This is a genomic window from Pseudomonas petroselini (assembly GCF_045037875.1).
Lineage (GTDB): Bacteria > Pseudomonadota > Gammaproteobacteria > Pseudomonadales > Pseudomonadaceae > Aquipseudomonas > Aquipseudomonas petroselini.
Genome location: NZ_CP173614.1, coordinates 3,162,647 through 3,178,302, shown reverse-complemented (window position 1 = coordinate 3,178,302; position 15,656 = coordinate 3,162,647). Strand labels below are relative to the sequence as shown.

Genomic DNA, 15,656 nt, shown 5'->3' with positions numbered 1-15,656 from the left:
CCCCGTTGTGGGGGCCGCCATGCCAAACACTCAGTTCCACAACCCGATCTTGGTCAGTTCTTCCTTGAAGTTCTCGCGGGTGATCAGGGTCACTTCGTCCATGGCGGTGTACTTCGGTGGCTCGGTGCCTTTGGTGACCCACTCGTACATCATCAGCGCCGTGTTGTAGCCCTCGATATGCGGGCTAGGCAGCATCGAGCCGAAGAAGCCGCTGTTGGGTTTCTTCAGTTCGCCGATGGCATCGGTGCCATTGATGCCGATACCGATCACGTTGGCGGCTTTGAAGCCGGCGCTTTCGGTGGCGCGCACGCCGCCGAGTACGGTGTTGTCGTTCATGCCGCCGATGATCAGGTTTTTCGCGCCGCTGGGCAGCTTGACCAGGGCCGAGTTGGTGGCGTCCATGCTGCCCGGTACATCCAGGGTCTTGGCGGCGGTGAACAGGATGTGATCCTTGGGAATGCCGGCTTCTTCCAGGGACTTGACCGAGCCGTCGGTGCGTTTCTTGCCGGTGTCGAGTTCGTTGAAGGTGTTGATCACGGCGTAGGTGTCTTTCCAGTCCCAGCCACGTTTTTTCGCTTCAGCCGCCATGGCCGCGCCCTGCTTCTGGCCCACTTCGAAGGCGGCCATGCCCAGGTACGGCACGTCTTCCATGAAGGCGCCCTTGGCGTCGACAAAGCGGTCGTCCACGGCGATGACTTTCAGCCCATTGGCTTTGGCCTTGGCGACGATGGCCGGGCCGAGGGACACGTCCGGCGGGCAGATCACAAAACCCTTGGCGCCGTTGGCCGCCAGGCTGTCGATGGCCGAGAGGGTTTTCTCGCCATCGGGCACGGCGATCTTGATCACGGTGAAGCCATGTTCCTTGCCGGCTTTTTCGGCAAACGCCCACTCGGTCTGGAACCACGGCTCTTCAGCCTGCTTGACCAGAAAACCGATCTTCACTTCTTCAGCGGCCAGCAACAGCCCGCTCAGGCTCATGGCCGAGACCGCCACAGCGGCGCAGCACAGGGAACGGATACCACGACGACGATTCATACGGGTGACTCCTTGTTGTTGTTTTTAGGTAGAACTCTAGAAGCGGGCTGGCAAGGACCCCACTCCCATTAGGGTTATCCGGCAAAGCGGTGACAGGGTTTGCCTGGCACGTCGACCTCGATGGCCAATACCGCACCATCCAGGGGGTGATCCAATGGGCTGGCAGCGCTGGTGATATACAGGGTGGTGAGGTTGGGGCCACCGAATACGCAACTGGTGGGACGGCTGACGGGCAGTTCGATGATGCGGTCCACCTCTCCTGCGGGCGTGAGGCGCAGCAGGCAACTGCCGTCCCAGCGCGCGTTCCAGAGGTAGCCTTCAACGTCCATCGCCGAGCCGTCCGGCCCGCCGCGCTCGTGTGGACCAAACCACGTTTGCGCCGGACCGAGCTGGCCGTCCGCGTGGATCGCATGCCGGTACAGCGTGCCATCCAGGCTGTCGCCGAAATGCACCTGGCGGCCGTCATCACTCCACAGCAAGGTGTTGGGAATGCCCAGCCCGCTCAGCAACGGCGTGACCTGTGCATCGGCATCGATGCGAAACAGGCCGCCGGAACGTCGGGTAATCGGCACGTCTTCACCGTGTTCGCCGATGTTGTTCTGCATGGTGCCCAGCCACAGCCGGCCCTGGGCATCGCAGCGTGCTTCATTGCCACGGTTGCCCGCGTGCGGGTCGGCCACGCACAGCAAGGTCAGGGCCTCGGTGGCCAGGTCCAGCCGGTACACGCCGCTGCTCAAGGTCACCAACGCATCGCCGCTTTCACACGGGATAAAGGCCGAGACATGCTCGGGCAACTGCCAGATCTGCAACTGCCCGCCCATCAGGCGCAGCGCCTGTTTGCCGGCAATGTTGACCCAATACAGGGCCTGGGTGGGCACGTCCCAGAACGGACCCTCCCCCAGTTGCGCGCGGTGCGCGGTGACGGCGGTACACGACATGACGCCTCCTGGTTTTTTACAGCGAATCGCGCGATGGCGTGCCATCCACCAGCCGCTGGATCCGCAACGGGTTAGCGTTTTTCAACGCGTCGGGCAGCAGGCTGTCCGGGTAGTTCTGGAAGCACACCGGGCGCAGGAAACGGTCGATGGCCAGGGTGCCCACCGAAGTGCCACGGGCATCCGACGTCGCCGGGTACGGCCCGCCGTGAACCATCGAGTCGCAGACTTCCACACCGGTCGGGTAACCGTTGAGCAGGATGCGCCCGACTTTCTGTTCGAGCAGCGGCGTGAGTTCGGCGAACTGCTGAAAGTCGCCCGGCTCGCCAATGATCGTGGCGGTGAGTTGGCCGTGCAGGCCGTGCAAGGCAGCGCTGAGTTGCGCCTGGTCAGCCACTTCGACAAACACCGTGGTGGGGCCGAAGACTTCTTCCTGCAGCACGTCATCGCCGTCGATCAACAAGCCCACATCCGCCTTGAACAGCTGCGGCTGCGCCTGGTTGCCTGCCTGGGCATTGCCCGCCAGGTGCTGGATGCCGGGGTGCGCCAGGAGTTTTTCCAGGCCTTTGCCGTAGCTGCTCAGGGTGCCGGCATTGAGCATGGTCTGCGCCGGTTGCTCGCCGATCAGTTGCGCCACCTGTTGGGTGAACGCGGTGAAGGCTGGCGAAGCAATCCCGATCACCAAGCCAGGGTTGGTGCAGAACTGGCCACAGCCTTGCACCACCGAGGCGGTGAGGTCGCGGGCAACGGTGTCGGCCCTGGCCTGCAACGCCTGGGGCAATACGATCACCGGGTTGATGCTCGACATCTCGGCAAACACCGGGATCGGTTGCGGGCGCGCCGCGGCCATATCGCACAACGCACGACCGCCCTTGAGCGAACCGGTAAAGCCGACCGCCTGGATCGCCGGGTGCTTGACCAGCGCTTCACCGACGCCACCGCCGAAGATCATATTGAATACGCCGGCCGGCATCTCGGTGGCCTCGGCGGCACGGATGATCGCATTGGCGACCTGTTCCGCCGTGGCCATATGGCCGCTGTGAGCCTTGAACACCACCGGGCAACCTGCGGCCAGCGCTGCGGCGGTGTCGCCGCCCGCCGTCGAAAATGCCAGGGGGAAATTGCTCGCGCCAAACACCGCGACCGGGCCCAGGCCGATGCGGTATTGGCGCAGGTCAGGACGTGGCAGCGGTTGGCGATCGGGCAACGCTTTGTCGATGCGCGCGCCGTAGAAATCACCGCGACGCAACACGGTGGCAAACAGGCGCATCTGGCCACTGGTACGCCCGCGCTCGCCCTTGATACGCGCGGCCGGCAATGCGGTTTCGCGGCAGACCAGTTCAATGAAGTTATCGCTCAGGGCATCCAGTTCGTCTGCGATCGCGTCCAGAAACTGCGCGCGACGCGCCGCACTCAAGGCGCGGTACGCGGGATAGGCCTGCGCGGCGGCCTTAGCGGCGGCGTCGACTTCCTGCGGGGTGGCCTGGTAGAAGTCCTGGGGCAAGGCTTCGCCGGTGGCTGCGTCGACGCTTTGCAGCTTGACGCTGCCGTTGGCGCTGCGCTGGCCGCCGATGTAGTTGTGGCCGAGGAACTGGGTCATGGGGGTCTCCTTCAAAGGGTGATGACGTTACCGGGTTCAAAGGCCGCATCGGCACTGCCGACACGGTTGACCAGCGGCGCGCCGAACTCGGCTTGGCTGATCTCGAACACATCGCCCGGTTGAGTACGTATACCGTCGGCGAATGACAGCGTGGCGGTGCCGAAGAAATGAATATGCACATCGCCGGGCTTAAGGAACTGACGGTATTTGAAGTGGTGGTATTCGAGGTTTTCCAGGCTGTGGCACATATTGGCCTCGCCACTGAGGAATTCGTTCCGCCAGATTTCCTCGCCGTTACGCAGGATACGGCTGGTGCCGGCCAGGTGTTGGGGCAATTCGCCCACGCGCAACTCGGGACCGTAGCTGCAGCTGCGCAGTTTGGAGTGGGCCAGGTACAGGTAGTTCTTGCGCTCCATGATGTGGTCGGAGAATTCGTTGCCTACCGCAAAGCCCAGCCGATAGGGCTTGCTGTCCGGGCCGATGACGTAAAGGCCGCCAATTTCCGGCTCTTCACCGGCGTCTTCGGCAAACGGCGGCACCGGGAAGGCTTCGCCAGGGCGCACGACGATACTGCCATCGCCCTTGTAGAACCACTCCGGCTGCACACCGGCTTGGCCGGCCGCGGGCTTGCCGCCCTCGACGCCCCATTTGAAGATGCGCATGGTGTCGGTCAGTGCGGTCTCGTCACCGGCCTGGTGCATTTTGTCGCGTGCCGAGGCACTGCCCAGGTGAGTCAGGCCGGTGCCGCTGATCAGCATATGGGCCGGGTCCGGGTGATCCAGCGGCGGCAGGACTTTCAGATCGGCCAGCAGTGTGGCGTAGTCATGGCTGTCGCCCAGGCCGAGGGTCTCGACCTGCTGCTGCAACTTGATACCGGCCTCGATGGCGGCCAGGGCCAGTTCGCGTACGCTGCGCGCCGTGTTCACTTCGCGCAATGTGCTGCCTTCCACCACGCCGACGCGGCGCTCACCGTTGTGCAATTCGAACTGAACTAAACGCATGAAACTTCTCCCAGATTAAGTACGTGTGGCGCCACGGGCGCTGGCGGCGAACTGGTCGGCAGGCAATACGTGCTTGCGCTCAAGCACACGGTAGACCACGAAGGTCAGCAGCAGCCCGAACACCATCACCCCGGACAGGAAGTACAAGCCCGAAGCCAGGTTGCCGGTGTATTCCTTGAGCGCGCCGATCACGAACGGGCCAATGTAGCCGCCGAGGTTGCCCACCGAGTTGATCAAGGCAATGCCCGCCGCCGCACTGGCGCCGGCAAAGAAGCGCCCCGGCAGGGTCCAGAACACCGCCGTGCAGGAAAACATCGCGAACGCCGCCAGGCACAGCGCCGCCATTTGCAGCACCGGCACACTCAGCCAGGCACTGAAGAACAGGCCGATGGCACCGAGCACATAGAGCACGGCGAGGTGGCCGTAGCGGTCATTCAAACGGTCGGAACTGCGCGGGATGATGAGCAGGCCGATGATGCCGAAGATATAGGGCACGGCCGAGATAAAGCCGGTGGTGAGGTCGCTGCCGCCGAATTGCTTGATCAGGGTCGGCAGCCACAGGCCCAGGCCGTAGATGCTCAGGGTCACCGGCAGGTAGAACAGCGCCAACAGCAGCACGCGCTTGTCTTTGAGGGCATGCAGCGGGTTGCCGTGACGGGTCTGGCCGTAGGCTTGCAGGTCTTTAGCCAGTTCGCCGGTGAGCCAAGCCTTTTCGTCATCGCTCATCCAGTTGACCTGCTTGGGGCCGTCCGGCAAGTAGCGCAGCACCGGCCAGGTCAGCAGGATCGCCGGGGTGCCGATGACGATGAACAGCCACTGCCAGCCGTGCAGGCCAAGGATGCCGTCCATGCCCAGCAAACCGCCGGACACCGGGCCGGTGATCATCATCGCGATGGGTTGCGACAGGATGAACAGCCCGAGGATCTTGCCGCGATGACGCACCGGGAACCACTGGGTGATGTAGTACAGGACGCCCGGAAAGAACCCCGCCTCCGCCGCGCCGAGCAGAAAGCGCATCACGTAGAAGCTGTGCGGGCCCTGTACAAAGGCCATGCCGATGGTGATGGCGCCCCAGGTGATCATGATCCGCGCAAACCAGCGCCGCGCGCCGAAGCGGTCGAGCATCAGGTTGCTGGGGATCTCGAACAGGAAGTAGCCAATGAAGAACAACCCCGCGCCCAGGCCGTAGGCGGCGTCACCGATACCCACGTCAGCGCCCATGTGCAATTTGGCGAAGCCCACGGCGGAGCGGTCCACGTAGGCGATCAGGTAAAGCAGGATCAGGAAGGGAATCAGTTTCAGCGTGATGCGCCGAACAAGCCGCAGTTCCTGGCTCATGGGAGTCGATCTCCGATTGTTGTTTTTATAGAAGCTCGGGGGACGCCTCTCGCGAAAATCCGCCAGGGTCATACCTCAGTTGAGACCGACTATATAGTAGGACTATTTGCAAAACAACTCTTCCAAAGCATCGATTTTGCGCTTATGTTTAAGCACGCATAGAACATATAGTCATACAATAAGAGAATCGATCATGTCTGATAAAAAGCCCGGCCTACGCTCCGCCCAGTGGTTTGGTACCGCCGACAAAAACGGTTTCATGTACCGCAGCTGGATGAAGAACCAGGGCATTGCCGACCATCAGTTCCATGGCAAGCCGATCATCGGTATCTGCAACACCTGGTCGGAGCTGACCCCGTGCAACGCGCATTTCCGCCAGATCGCCGAGCACGTCAAGCGTGGCGTGATCGAGGCCGGTGGCTTCCCGGTTGAGTTCCCGGTGTTCTCCAATGGCGAATCCAACCTGCGCCCCACTGCGATGCTCACGCGCAACCTGGCGAGCATGGACGTGGAAGAAGCCATTCGCGGCAACCCGATTGACGGTGTGGTGCTGCTGACCGGCTGCGACAAGACCACCCCCGCCCTGCTGATGGGCGCCGCCAGTTGCGACGTACCGGCCATCGTCGTGACCGGTGGGCCGATGCTCAACGGCAAGCACAAGGGCCAGGACATCGGTTCCGGCACCGTGGTGTGGCAATTAAGTGAACAGGTCAAGGCCGGCACCATCACTCTGGACGACTTCCTCGCGGCCGAGGGCGGCATGTCGCGTTCGGCGGGCACCTGCAACACCATGGGCACCGCGTCGACCATGGCCTGCATGGCCGAGGCATTGGGCACCTCCCTGCCCCACAACGCGGCGATCCCGGCGGTGGATGCACGGCGTTATGTGCTGGCGCATATGTCCGGCATGCGTGCGGTAGAGATGGTGCGCGAAGACTTGAAACTCTCGAAGATCCTCACCAAAGAAGCGTTTGAAAACGCGATCCGCGTGAATGCGGCCATCGGCGGCTCGACCAACGCCGTGATTCACTTGAAAGCCATCGCCGGGCGCATCGGCGTCGAACTGGACCTGGACGACTGGACCCGCATCGGCCGTGGCATGCCGACCATCGTCGACCTGCAACCGTCAGGGCGTTTCCTGATGGAAGAGTTCTACTATGCCGGCGGCCTGCCCGCCGTGCTGCGTCGCCTCGGTGAGGCCAACCTGATCCCGCACCCGAATGCCCTGACCGTCAACGGCAAATCGTTGGGCGAGAACACCAAGGACTCGCCGATCTACGGCCAGGACGAAGTGATCCGCACCCTCGACAACCCGATCCGCGCCGACGGCGGCATTTGCGTGTTGCGCGGTAACCTCGCCCCGTTGGGCGCGGTGCTCAAGCCGTCCGCCGCCAGCGCGGAGCTGATGCAGCATCGTGGTCGCGCGGTGGTGTTCGAGAATTTCGACATGTACAAGGCGCGCATCAACGACCCGGAGCTGGACGTGGACGCCAACTCGATCCTGGTGATGAAAAACTGCGGGCCGAAGGGTTACCCAGGCATGGCCGAAGTCGGCAACATGGGCTTGCCGGCCAAGCTGCTGGCCCAGGGCGTAACCGATATGGTGCGGATTTCCGATGCGCGCATGAGCGGCACCGCCTACGGCACGGTGGTGTTGCACGTGGCGCCCGAAGCCGCTGCCGGCGGGCCGTTGGCCACGGTGAAGGAAGGTGATTGGATCGAACTGGACTGTGCCAACGGCCGCCTGCACCTGGACATCCCCGACGCAGAGCTGGCGGCGCGCATGGCCGACCTGAAACCGCCACAAAACCTGATCGTCGGCGGCTATCGCCAGCTGTATATCGACCATGTGCTGCAGGCCGACCAGGGCTGTGACTTTGACTTCCTGGTAGGGTGCCGTGGGGCCGAAGTCCCCCGGCATTCCCACTAATTGGGATGCTATGATGCCGCGAATTTAAGTCAGAGCCTCCCTGTCGTTATGGATCACCAGCCGTCCAAGCCGCGCAAGAGCCAGCATGCCCAGATCGTTCAGGACTTGGGCATGCACATCGTTTCCGGTCGCTTCAAGCCTGAAGAGCGGCTGCCCATGGAGGCCACGCTCTGCGAGGAGTACAAGGTCAGCCGTTCGGTGCTGCGTGAAGCCACGCGGGTGCTCAGCGCCAAGGGCCTGGTGTATTCCAAGCCTCGGGTGGGCGCGGTGGTGCGACCCCGGTTGAAATGGCACCTGCTCGACCCGGACGTGTTGTCCTGGTTGATGCAGTCCACGCCCCACAGTGAGTTCTTCAATACCTTGGCGGGTGTGCGGCGCATCCTCGAACCGGAAATCGCCGCCATGGCCGCGACTACCGCCACCGATGAAGACATCGCCACCATCGAACAGGCCTACCGGGGCATGGAAACCGCGAAGACCCACGAAGACCTGTTGCAGGCCGACCTGGATTTTCACCGCGCGATTGCCGATGCCACCCGCAACGACCTGCTCGCTTATATGTGCAACATGCTGTCGTTGCCGCTGCGCGAGTCGATCAACATCACCAACCGCCGCCCGGATATCCAGGGCCTGAGCCTGCCCCGGCACAAGGCAATCCTCACCGCGATCCAGAACCGTGACGCCCTCGGGGCACGGCATGCGTCGCTGGTGCAGCTGGATGACACGCGGGTGGCGTTGGATACGGTGATGAACGTGCTCACGCCGCTCTGACTCCAAGGCATACCCAGGACCCATGTGGGAGGGGGCTTGCTCCCGATGGCAGTAGACCGGTCAATATTGCGTTGACTGATCCACCGCTATCGGGAGCAAGCCCCCTCCCACATTGAAGCGGTGTACGCCGTTAGAGCGTGTAGGCGTAGACGTTGCCGAACGCGCCTTCTTCATACTCGCGATTGAACAAGTTCTTCACGTCGAGGTTCAGGCGCACTTTGTCGTTGACCTTCTAGTAGCTGAGCAAGTCCACCACGATGTAGGCGTCCATCGAGAACGCGGTGCTGGACGTCTGCCCGGAACCCCATGTGGGAGGGGGCTTGCTCCCGATGGCAATAGACCGGTCAATGTTGCGTTGACTGATCCACCGCTATCGGGAGCAAGCCCCCTCCCACATTGAAGCGGTGTACGCCGTTAGAGCGTGTAGGCGTAGACGTTGCCGAACGCGCCTTCTTCATACTCGCGGTTGAACAGGTTCTTCACGTCGAGGTTCAGGCGCACTTTGTCGTTGACCTTGTAGTAGCTGAGCAAGTCCACCACGGTGTAGGCATCCATCGAGAACGCGGTGCTGGACGTCTGCCCGGAACCCCATGTGGGAGGGGGCTTGCTCCCGATGGCAGTAGACCGGTCAATGTTGCGTTGACTGATCCACCGCTATCGGGAGCAAGCCCCCTCCCACATTGAAGCGGTGTACGCCGTTACAGCGTGTAGGCGATCCCGACCTGCACGGTGCGCGGCTCGCCTGGGTAGGCGTAGACGTTGCCGAACGCGCCTTCTTCATACTCGCGATTGAACAGGTTCTTCACGTCGAGGTTCAGGCGCACTTTGTCGTTGACCTTGTAGTAGCTGAGCAAGTCCACCACGGTGTAGGCTTCCATCGAGAACGCGGTGTTGGACGTCTGCCCGGCGCGCTCATCCACGTATTTGCCGCCCGCCCCCAGGCCCAGGCCTTTGAGGGCGCCGTCCTGGAATTCGTAGACGTTAAGCAAGCTGAAGCTGTTGCGTGGGATGTTCAGCAAACGGGTGCCGGTGCGCAGGGTGTTGTCCTTGGTGACTTCGGCGTCCACATAGGCATAGCCGCCGATCACGCGCCACTCCGGGGTGATATTGCCCGTCACGTTCAGGTCGAAACCTCGGCTGCGCACTTGGCCGGCGGCGACGCTGAAGGTCGAGTCCTGGGGGTCGGTGGTGAGCACGTTTTTCTTCTCGATCTGGTAGATCGCAGCGTCGACGCTCAACTGGCGATCCAGGGCTTCCCACTTGACGCCCATCTCGTAGGATTTGCCTTTTTCCGGCGCAAAACCGCCGCCCTGGCGGCTGGCGCCGGTGTTGGGCTTGAACGAGCGCGCGGCGTCGGCGTACACCGCGACGGTGTCGGTGAGGTCGTAGATCACACCGACGCGTGGGGTGACGGCGTTGTCGCTGGCTTCCCAGCTTTTACCGCCCGGCACGTAGGTGTGGTAGTCGTGTTCAAAGCGCTCGAAGCGTGCGCCGGCAAGTACTTTCAAACGCTCGGTCAGGGCCACCTGGTCCTGGACAAAAGCAGCGTAGGTCTTGAGGTTTTCCTTGTCGTGGGTCGGCGTGCGTGTGAGGTTCGGGCGCGCCTGGCCATAGACCGGGTTGAAGATGTCGATGGTGTAGGCACCCACCGCGCCACTGGAGCGCTGGATGATCGACTTATAGTCGTAGTCTTCGAACTCGACGCCGGTGAGCAAGGTGTGATCGAAACCACCGGTGGAGAAATGCCCGGTGAGGTTGAGTTGGGTGTCTTTATCAGTCCACTCCAGCTTGCGGTAGTTGAAGTTGCGGCCCAGGGTGCGCCCATCGGCGGCCAGGCCGTTGGCTTCAATGGCGTTGCCTTGCAGGGTGCCGTCGAGCCATTGGAAACCACCGCCCAAGGTCCAGCTGTCATTGAGCAGGTGCTCGAAACGCAGCTGGGCCATGCTGTTGTCGTTGTGCAGTTTGCCGACGTCTTTTTCACCCCAAAAGGTGTCGCGCGAGGCGGTGCCTTTTTGATTGGGGTACCGCGTCAAACCACGGTCCAACGGGTGGTTGTTACGCATGAAGTCGCCTTCGAAGATCACCTTGGTGTCGTCGGTGGCTTGCCAGGTGATGACCGGGGTCACGCCGTAGCGCTCGGTCTCGACATGATCACGGAAGGTATCGCCGCCCTCGCCCACCACGTTCAGGCGATAGGCCAGGCGACCTTGCTCGTCCAGTGGGCCCGATGCGTCAAGCGTGGCGCGCTGCATGCCCTGGTCATCCAACTGGCTGCCAAGGGTGACGGTGGGTTCGGCCAGCGGTTGCTTGGACACCACGTTGAAGGTGCCGCCCGGATCACCACGGCCGTAGAGCATGGTCGCCGGGCCGCGCAGCACTTCCAGGCGCTCGATGGTGTTGGCGTCCGGCATGTTCGGGTAACCGCGGTTGATCGGGAAACCGTTGCGGTAGAACTCGCCGGTGGTAAAGCCGCGCACGGTGAACGTGGTCAGCCCCTGGCCGCCAAAGTTGTTCGCACGCCCGACACCGCCGGCGTAATCCAGCGCGTCCTGCAGGCGAGTGGCGCCGATGTCGTCGACCACGGCCTTGGACACCACGGTGATGGACTGCGGGGTTTCATGAATGGAGGTGTCGGTGCGCGTCGCACTGGCTGAACGTGTGGCGTGGTAGCCCTTGACCGGCCCTTGAGCCGTCTCGTAGTCCGCCTCGCCCGTGACATTGGTGGCTTGCAGCTCAAGACTGGCTTTGTCGGCAGGGACAACCTCAGCCCAAGTAAAAGGCGAAAACGCCTGAAGCACACAGAGGGAAATCAAGGTACGACGCATGGATGTTGAACCTAGTGAATGAGCCAGAAGGGGCGGCAAACCTGCCAAAAATTCGCGGGGATGGTATACCAATCCATTCGCGTTTGACATCTATTCTCATTCACTATTTTTCAGGTAACCGCTTTGTATCGATAAGCAGCAAGTTTGATGCGAACTCAATGTGGGAGGGGGCTTACCCCCTCCCACAGTTGGATTTCTATACGACGTCAGGATCCGATCAGCGATAGCGCTCCAGCCAATGGGCGTATGGCGCAGGCAAGGTCCAGGAGGATTTCTCCACGCCCAGTTCCTTGGCCGCAAAGTACGCCCAATGCGGGTCAGCCAGGTGCGCACGACCGACCGAGACCAGGTCCAGATGCCCAGACTGCAACGCACCTTCTGCCAGTTGCGGTGTGCCAAAGCCCCAGGCCGAGGTCACCGGGATGCCCGCTTCGCGGCGCACGCGCTCGGCGATCGGGCCCATGAAGGCCGGGCCCCACGGGATATTGGTGTCGGGAATGGTAAAACCGACGCTAACACTCAGCAGGTCCAGACCGCCAGCCTTGAAGTTGCGGGCCAGTTCGATGGATTCGGTGAGGGTCTGCTCGTCACGGCCGTCGTATTCGATCACGCCAAAACGCGCGGTCAGCGGCAGGTTCTCCGGCCAGACTTCGCGCACGGCGGCCAGGGTTTCCAGGAGGAAACGGCTGCGGTTGTCGAAGCTGCCACCGTAGGCGTCTGTGCGCTGGTTGGAGTGCTCGGAGAAGAAGCTCTGGCCCAGGTAACCGTGGGCGAAGTGCAGTTCGATCCACTCGAAGCCGGCGTCACGGGCACGGCGGGCGGCGTCGACGAAGTCCTGCTTGACCCGAGCGATGTCGTCCAGGGTCATGGCGCGTGGCACTTGCGGCAAGTTGGCACCAAAGGCGATGGCGGACGGCGCGATGGTTTCCCAGCTGCGCGCATCGGAGGCAGGCATATGGTCGTCCCCTTCCCACGGGCGGTTGGCGCTGGCTTTGCGACCGGCGTGACCGATCTGGATGCCTGGCACCGAGCCGGCGGCCTTGATGGCCTTGACCATGGGCACGAAGGCCTCGGCGTGGGCGTCGCTCCAGAGACCGGCGCAACCGGGGGTGATACGCCCTTCAGGCGCCACGGCAGTGGCTTCCACCACCACCAGGCCAGCACCGCCACGCGCCATACTGGCCAGGTGCACGAGGTGCCAGTCGTTGACGATGCCGTCATCCGCCATGTATTGGCACATTGGCGGGATGGCAATGCGATTGCGCAGGGTGACGTCTTTGAGTTTGAACGGTTCGAACAAAGCGGACATTGAGAACTCCGGGAGCGAGTGGATGATTCGATAGTTCGATGGTAATCGAACTATGGTATTCGATGATACCCCCCTGTTATGATTCGCTTCATGCGAGCCTTTAAACATCCCCCTCTGGAAGACCTGACCCTCGAGCGCCTGCTATATGCGCTGAGTGACCCGGTGCGCCTGGAAATCGTGCGTTGCCTGGCCGGTGTGCCCGAAGCCACGTGTGGCGAACTGGACGGCGGGCGGCCCAAGTCGAGCATGTCCCACCACTTCCGGGTCCTGCGCGATGCCGGCCTGGTACACACCCGCAGCGTGGGCACTACCCATATGAATTCATTGCGCGGCGATGTGCTTGAGGAACGGTTTCCGGGGTTGTTGCAGAGCATCCTGGTGCAACAATAAAACCCGGCTCAGTCCAGCAGCGCGACCAGCCGCGACTCGATCGTCAGCGCCTGCACCTCCAGCACCACCAACGTCACCGGCAACTTGAAGCGCCGCCGCCCTGCACTGCCGGGGTTCACATACAGCGTTGCGCCGCGCCATTCGATCAGGGGCTTGTGCGAATGGCCGGTGATCACCAGCCGAGTAGACGTGTCGAGTAAGGCGGGTACGTCGGCGATGTCATGCACCACCAACGTCCGCCATCCGTCCACATGCAGCAGCAGATGGTCGGGCACCTGCTCTGCCCACGGCGCGTCCTGGTCATTGTTGCCGCGCACCACGTGCAGCGGCGCGATCTGTGACAATTGCTGAAGAATCTCAGGGCTGCCGATATCGCCGGCATGAATGATCTGCTCACATCCCTGCAAAGCTGCCACCGCTTCAGGTCGCAGCAGGCCATGGGTATCGGAAATCACGCCAACTTTCATAGGGCCTCCGGGGTGGAAATCAAACCGTGAGACACCCGCGCGCCATCTAGGTACACGCGGTCCTTGCCGTTGCCCTTGGCGGTGTAGAGGTTGCGGTCGGCACGCTTGAGAACCGCCGACATATCGGCCCCGAGCGTAAAATGCGTCATGCCCGCACTGCAGGTGTAGTCATGGGGCGGCGCGACACTGCTGCGAATCGCTTGCAGCAGGCGTAGCGCGTAATCGGTGGCGAGACCAGGGTCATCGCCCACCAGCAGCACCCCGAATTCTTCGCCGCCAATCCTGCCGAAACTGTGGCTGCCTGGGGTGGATTTAAGGCACGCGGCCATGGCGCGAAGAATCCTGTCGCCGACGTCATGACCGAACTGGTCATTCTTTAATTTGAAACTGTCGATATCCAGCATCATGAAGTAGCCGGTATCACCGGCCGCAATCAGTTTGGCGAAGCTCTCCATAAAGGCCCGCCGGTTCAGGATGGAGGTCAAGTAATCGGTCTCGGCCAACTCCCGAAACTCACTCTCCACCATTAACACCGAACGCAGGTTCTTCAGGTAGTAGACATTCAAGACAAAGCCGATCGCCACCGACGCGGCACAAAAGATAAACACGTAGATATCGACGCCTTCGTAAAGGCTCATCTGAATGCTGGGCCACGTCAGTAACCAGACCAAGGCGGCGCAGACCAGAAAATCCTGAACCACGATAAACAGGATTGCACTGCTCAGCACCAAGGTCACGGCCAGCGGCAAGGCAAACACCTGCAGCGCGGGATGGACGTGAACCACATAGGCAAAACCCGCAGACAGCAGCACCATGTAGGCCACACCCAGCGCCCGCCACAGCACATAATGAGTCACCACTCGGTGAACCCCATACACCCCGCACAGCCCGATCGTGACCAGCGCGACCGGCCAGCCAAACATCGCCCAGCGGTCCACCAGCAACACCGCCAGCCAGGCGAAAATCCCGATCAGTTCAGCCTTGGCGATCGCGGGCGACAACAGTCTTTGCATCCGTGGCCTGAGCTTCACATTAGCCGGCATCCCGTCACTCCCTGTGCATGAGTGGCCGGTGTGCTATCGGCATGACTCAGTTGAAGACTGTGGAGGCAGGTCGCAAACGAGTAAGCCATAAACCGCCTGACCAACACCATAAAAGGTGGCAGGACTTCAAGCAATGTCTTGGAATGAATCTTGAAATAGCCCCGGTCGGCCCCCTCTTGAACCAGACGAATAACGTGGGTCTTGGACACCGAGAGTTGCTCAGCGATGGAAAGGTAGGACGAAGACCTGAAACTTGCCCCTTGATTATCGAGCGCACACGCATCGTTATAGATCGCCAGCATCAACATATGCCCGGCATCGCGTTTTACCAGCCAATAACAATCAGGCATCAACAGGTCGATGGTCACGTTATGGGAGAGAAGGACCGAAAACCCTTTGAAATAACGTGCCAGATAGGCGCGATCATCCAACCCGCCCATTGACCCGCACACCGCCGTTCCCGAGCACATCACACCCAGCGGCTCGACCACGGAGGTGAGCATCCGCCGGATCTCCTCGCAGGCTTGGGATGACGGGCTGAATACCCGCAAACGGCTGTCATCCGGATGCCTGGACACTGTCATGAACCCCAGCGCCCTGAACAGCAGGAAGATCGACTCCAGGCTGTTTCTGGAACAGAAGCCGCGCGCCAGACAAAACGCTTTCACCTCGGACAGTAAGGGAACGGGCTTGGAGAAATACGTGCTCAATAAGGTAAAGGACACCATCAAGCGACTGAACTTGAGTGCGGTCTTATAGAAAAACGGTCTTTTTGAATAGGACTCCAACAAAATCGAATAATGGGAACGAATACACGCTTCAAAATCCACATGGCGCTCAAACGCCCGCGCCGACTGTTCCATCGCCAACTTCAACGAACCACTGCACATGAGAAAGAGCCCTGATCAAACAACTTGGATTCACTGATCTCAATTGCAGCACCGATAATGGCGTTTTGCCTTGAGCGCAATCTATCGTGATTAGCGCAGAGGACACCGTCGCTACCAAAATT

At 61.5% G+C, this 15,656-nt stretch carries 14 protein-coding genes; 3 read left to right on the top strand and 11 right to left on the bottom strand.

Features of this window, described 5'->3' with window-relative positions:
* Positions 1 to 30 precede the first annotated feature (30 nt).
* The 5 genes from ACI512_RS14895 to ACI512_RS14875 all read right to left on the bottom strand — a co-directional run bounded on the left by ACI512_RS14895 (position 31) and on the right by ACI512_RS14875 (position 5,909).
* A complete protein-coding gene (locus ACI512_RS14895) occupies positions 31 to 1,035 on the bottom strand; it encodes a substrate-binding domain-containing protein (protein ID WP_012723597.1) in 1,005 nt (334 codons plus the stop codon).
* A gap of 74 nt (positions 1,036 to 1,109) precedes the next feature.
* The gene (locus tag ACI512_RS14890) at positions 1,110 to 1,973 is read right to left on the bottom strand and encodes an SMP-30/gluconolactonase/LRE family protein (RefSeq protein WP_236381097.1); all 864 of its coding nucleotides are present in this window, start codon (positions 1,971 to 1,973) and stop codon (positions 1,110 to 1,112) included.
* A gap of 16 nt (positions 1,974 to 1,989) precedes the next feature.
* On the bottom strand, positions 1,990 to 3,570 hold the full coding sequence (locus tag ACI512_RS14885) for an aldehyde dehydrogenase (NADP(+)) (protein WP_064052940.1): 1,581 nt from the start codon (positions 3,568 to 3,570) through the stop codon (positions 1,990 to 1,992).
* An 11-nt stretch (positions 3,571 to 3,581) separates the two neighbouring features.
* The gene (gene araD1, locus ACI512_RS14880; RefSeq protein WP_046035744.1) at positions 3,582 to 4,571 is read right to left on the bottom strand and encodes an AraD1 family protein; all 990 of its coding nucleotides are present in this window, start codon (positions 4,569 to 4,571) and stop codon (positions 3,582 to 3,584) included.
* Positions 4,572 to 4,586: 15 nt separating this feature from the next.
* The gene (locus ACI512_RS14875; RefSeq protein WP_236381099.1) at positions 4,587 to 5,909 is read right to left on the bottom strand and encodes an MFS transporter; all 1,323 of its coding nucleotides are present in this window, start codon (positions 5,907 to 5,909) and stop codon (positions 4,587 to 4,589) included.
* Between the two features lie 193 nt (positions 5,910 to 6,102).
* Here ACI512_RS14875 and ACI512_RS14870 point away from each other — a divergent pair, with 193 nt between their 5' ends.
* Together ACI512_RS14870 and ACI512_RS14865 are read left to right on the top strand one after the other, a co-directional pair.
* Positions 6,103 to 7,839, top strand: a complete 1,737-nt coding sequence (locus ACI512_RS14870; RefSeq protein ID WP_012723592.1) for an IlvD/Edd family dehydratase — start codon at positions 6,103 to 6,105, stop codon at positions 7,837 to 7,839.
* Positions 7,840 to 7,887: 48 nt separating this feature from the next.
* Positions 7,888 to 8,610: a FadR/GntR family transcriptional regulator gene (locus ACI512_RS14865; protein WP_064052938.1), complete on the top strand. Its 723-nt coding sequence runs from the start codon at positions 7,888 to 7,890 to the stop codon at positions 8,608 to 8,610.
* A 414-nt stretch (positions 8,611 to 9,024) separates the two neighbouring features.
* Here ACI512_RS14865 and ACI512_RS14860 read toward each other — a convergent pair whose 3' ends face one another.
* The 3 genes from ACI512_RS14860 to ACI512_RS14850 all read right to left on the bottom strand — a co-directional run bounded on the left by ACI512_RS14860 (position 9,025) and on the right by ACI512_RS14850 (position 12,744).
* Complete coding sequence (locus tag ACI512_RS14860) at positions 9,025 to 9,165, bottom strand: TonB-dependent receptor (protein ID WP_236381101.1); 141 nt, start codon at positions 9,163 to 9,165, stop codon at positions 9,025 to 9,027.
* A gap of 143 nt (positions 9,166 to 9,308) precedes the next feature.
* The gene (locus ACI512_RS14855) at positions 9,309 to 11,435 is read right to left on the bottom strand and encodes a TonB-dependent siderophore receptor (RefSeq protein WP_236381103.1); all 2,127 of its coding nucleotides are present in this window, start codon (positions 11,433 to 11,435) and stop codon (positions 9,309 to 9,311) included.
* 217 nt (positions 11,436 to 11,652) lie between these two features.
* Entirely contained in the window at positions 11,653 to 12,744 is a 1,092-nt protein-coding gene (locus ACI512_RS14850; protein ID WP_236381104.1) for an NADH:flavin oxidoreductase/NADH oxidase, read from the bottom strand.
* 78 nt (positions 12,745 to 12,822) lie between these two features.
* On the opposite strand from ACI512_RS14850, the gene ACI512_RS14845 reads away from it, so the two are divergent.
* Positions 12,823 to 13,134: a helix-turn-helix transcriptional regulator gene (locus tag ACI512_RS14845; RefSeq protein WP_064052609.1), complete on the top strand. Its 312-nt coding sequence runs from the start codon at positions 12,823 to 12,825 to the stop codon at positions 13,132 to 13,134.
* Positions 13,135 to 13,142: 8 nt separating this feature from the next.
* Here ACI512_RS14845 and ACI512_RS14840 read toward each other — a convergent pair whose 3' ends face one another.
* From ACI512_RS14840 to ACI512_RS14830, 3 genes are read right to left on the bottom strand one after another with little or no spacing between them, the layout of a single operon-like run.
* The gene (locus ACI512_RS14840) at positions 13,143 to 13,601 is read right to left on the bottom strand and encodes a metallophosphoesterase family protein (protein WP_236381105.1); all 459 of its coding nucleotides are present in this window, start codon (positions 13,599 to 13,601) and stop codon (positions 13,143 to 13,145) included.
* Positions 13,598 to 14,644 carry a GGDEF domain-containing protein gene (locus ACI512_RS14835; RefSeq protein ID WP_236381106.1) on the bottom strand — a complete coding sequence of 349 codons (1,047 nt, stop codon included), beginning with the start codon at positions 14,642 to 14,644 and terminating at the stop codon, positions 13,598 to 13,600. Before ACI512_RS14835 ends, ACI512_RS14840 begins: the two co-directional genes overlap by 4 nt.
* Positions 14,629 to 15,507: a hypothetical protein gene (locus ACI512_RS14830; RefSeq protein WP_236381107.1), complete on the bottom strand. Its 879-nt coding sequence runs from the start codon at positions 15,505 to 15,507 to the stop codon at positions 14,629 to 14,631. The genes ACI512_RS14835 and ACI512_RS14830 overlap by 16 nt, the downstream gene beginning before the upstream one ends.
* Positions 15,508 to 15,656: the final 149 nt, after the last annotated feature.

What these genes read in the sequence shown, in the direction of transcription:
- ACI512_RS14860 (WP_236381101.1), bottom strand. Translation starts at nt 9,165, where the DNA reads ATGGATGCCTACACCGTGGTGGACTTGCTCAGCTACTACAAGGTCAAC.
- araD1 (WP_046035744.1), bottom strand. Translation starts at nt 4,571, where the DNA reads ATGCGTTTAGTTCAGTTCGAATTGCACAACGGTGAGCGCCGCGTCGGC.
- ACI512_RS14850 (WP_236381104.1), bottom strand. Translation starts at nt 12,744, where the DNA reads ATGTCCGCTTTGTTCGAACCGTTCAAACTCAAAGACGTCACCCTGCGC.
- ACI512_RS14845 (WP_064052609.1), top strand. Translation starts at nt 12,823, where the DNA reads ATGATTCGCTTCATGCGAGCCTTTAAACATCCCCCTCTGGAAGACCTG.
- ACI512_RS14885 (WP_064052940.1), bottom strand. Translation starts at nt 3,570, where the DNA reads ATGACCCAGTTCCTCGGCCACAACTACATCGGCGGCCAGCGCAGCGCC.
- ACI512_RS14835 (WP_236381106.1), bottom strand. Translation starts at nt 14,644, where the DNA reads ATGCCGGCTAATGTGAAGCTCAGGCCACGGATGCAAAGACTGTTGTCG.
- ACI512_RS14830 (WP_236381107.1), bottom strand. Translation starts at nt 15,507, where the DNA reads ATGGAACAGTCGGCGCGGGCGTTTGAGCGCCATGTGGATTTTGAAGCG.
- ACI512_RS14870 (WP_012723592.1), top strand. Translation starts at nt 6,103, where the DNA reads ATGTCTGATAAAAAGCCCGGCCTACGCTCCGCCCAGTGGTTTGGTACC.
- ACI512_RS14865 (WP_064052938.1), top strand. Translation starts at nt 7,888, where the DNA reads ATGGATCACCAGCCGTCCAAGCCGCGCAAGAGCCAGCATGCCCAGATC.
- ACI512_RS14890 (WP_236381097.1), bottom strand. Translation starts at nt 1,973, where the DNA reads ATGTCGTGTACCGCCGTCACCGCGCACCGCGCGCAACTGGGGGAGGGT.
- ACI512_RS14895 (WP_012723597.1), bottom strand. Translation starts at nt 1,035, where the DNA reads ATGAATCGTCGTCGTGGTATCCGTTCCCTGTGCTGCGCCGCTGTGGCG.
- ACI512_RS14840 (WP_236381105.1), bottom strand. Translation starts at nt 13,601, where the DNA reads ATGAAAGTTGGCGTGATTTCCGATACCCATGGCCTGCTGCGACCTGAA.
- ACI512_RS14855 (WP_236381103.1), bottom strand. Translation starts at nt 11,435, where the DNA reads ATGCGTCGTACCTTGATTTCCCTCTGTGTGCTTCAGGCGTTTTCGCCT.
- ACI512_RS14875 (WP_236381099.1), bottom strand. Translation starts at nt 5,909, where the DNA reads ATGAGCCAGGAACTGCGGCTTGTTCGGCGCATCACGCTGAAACTGATT.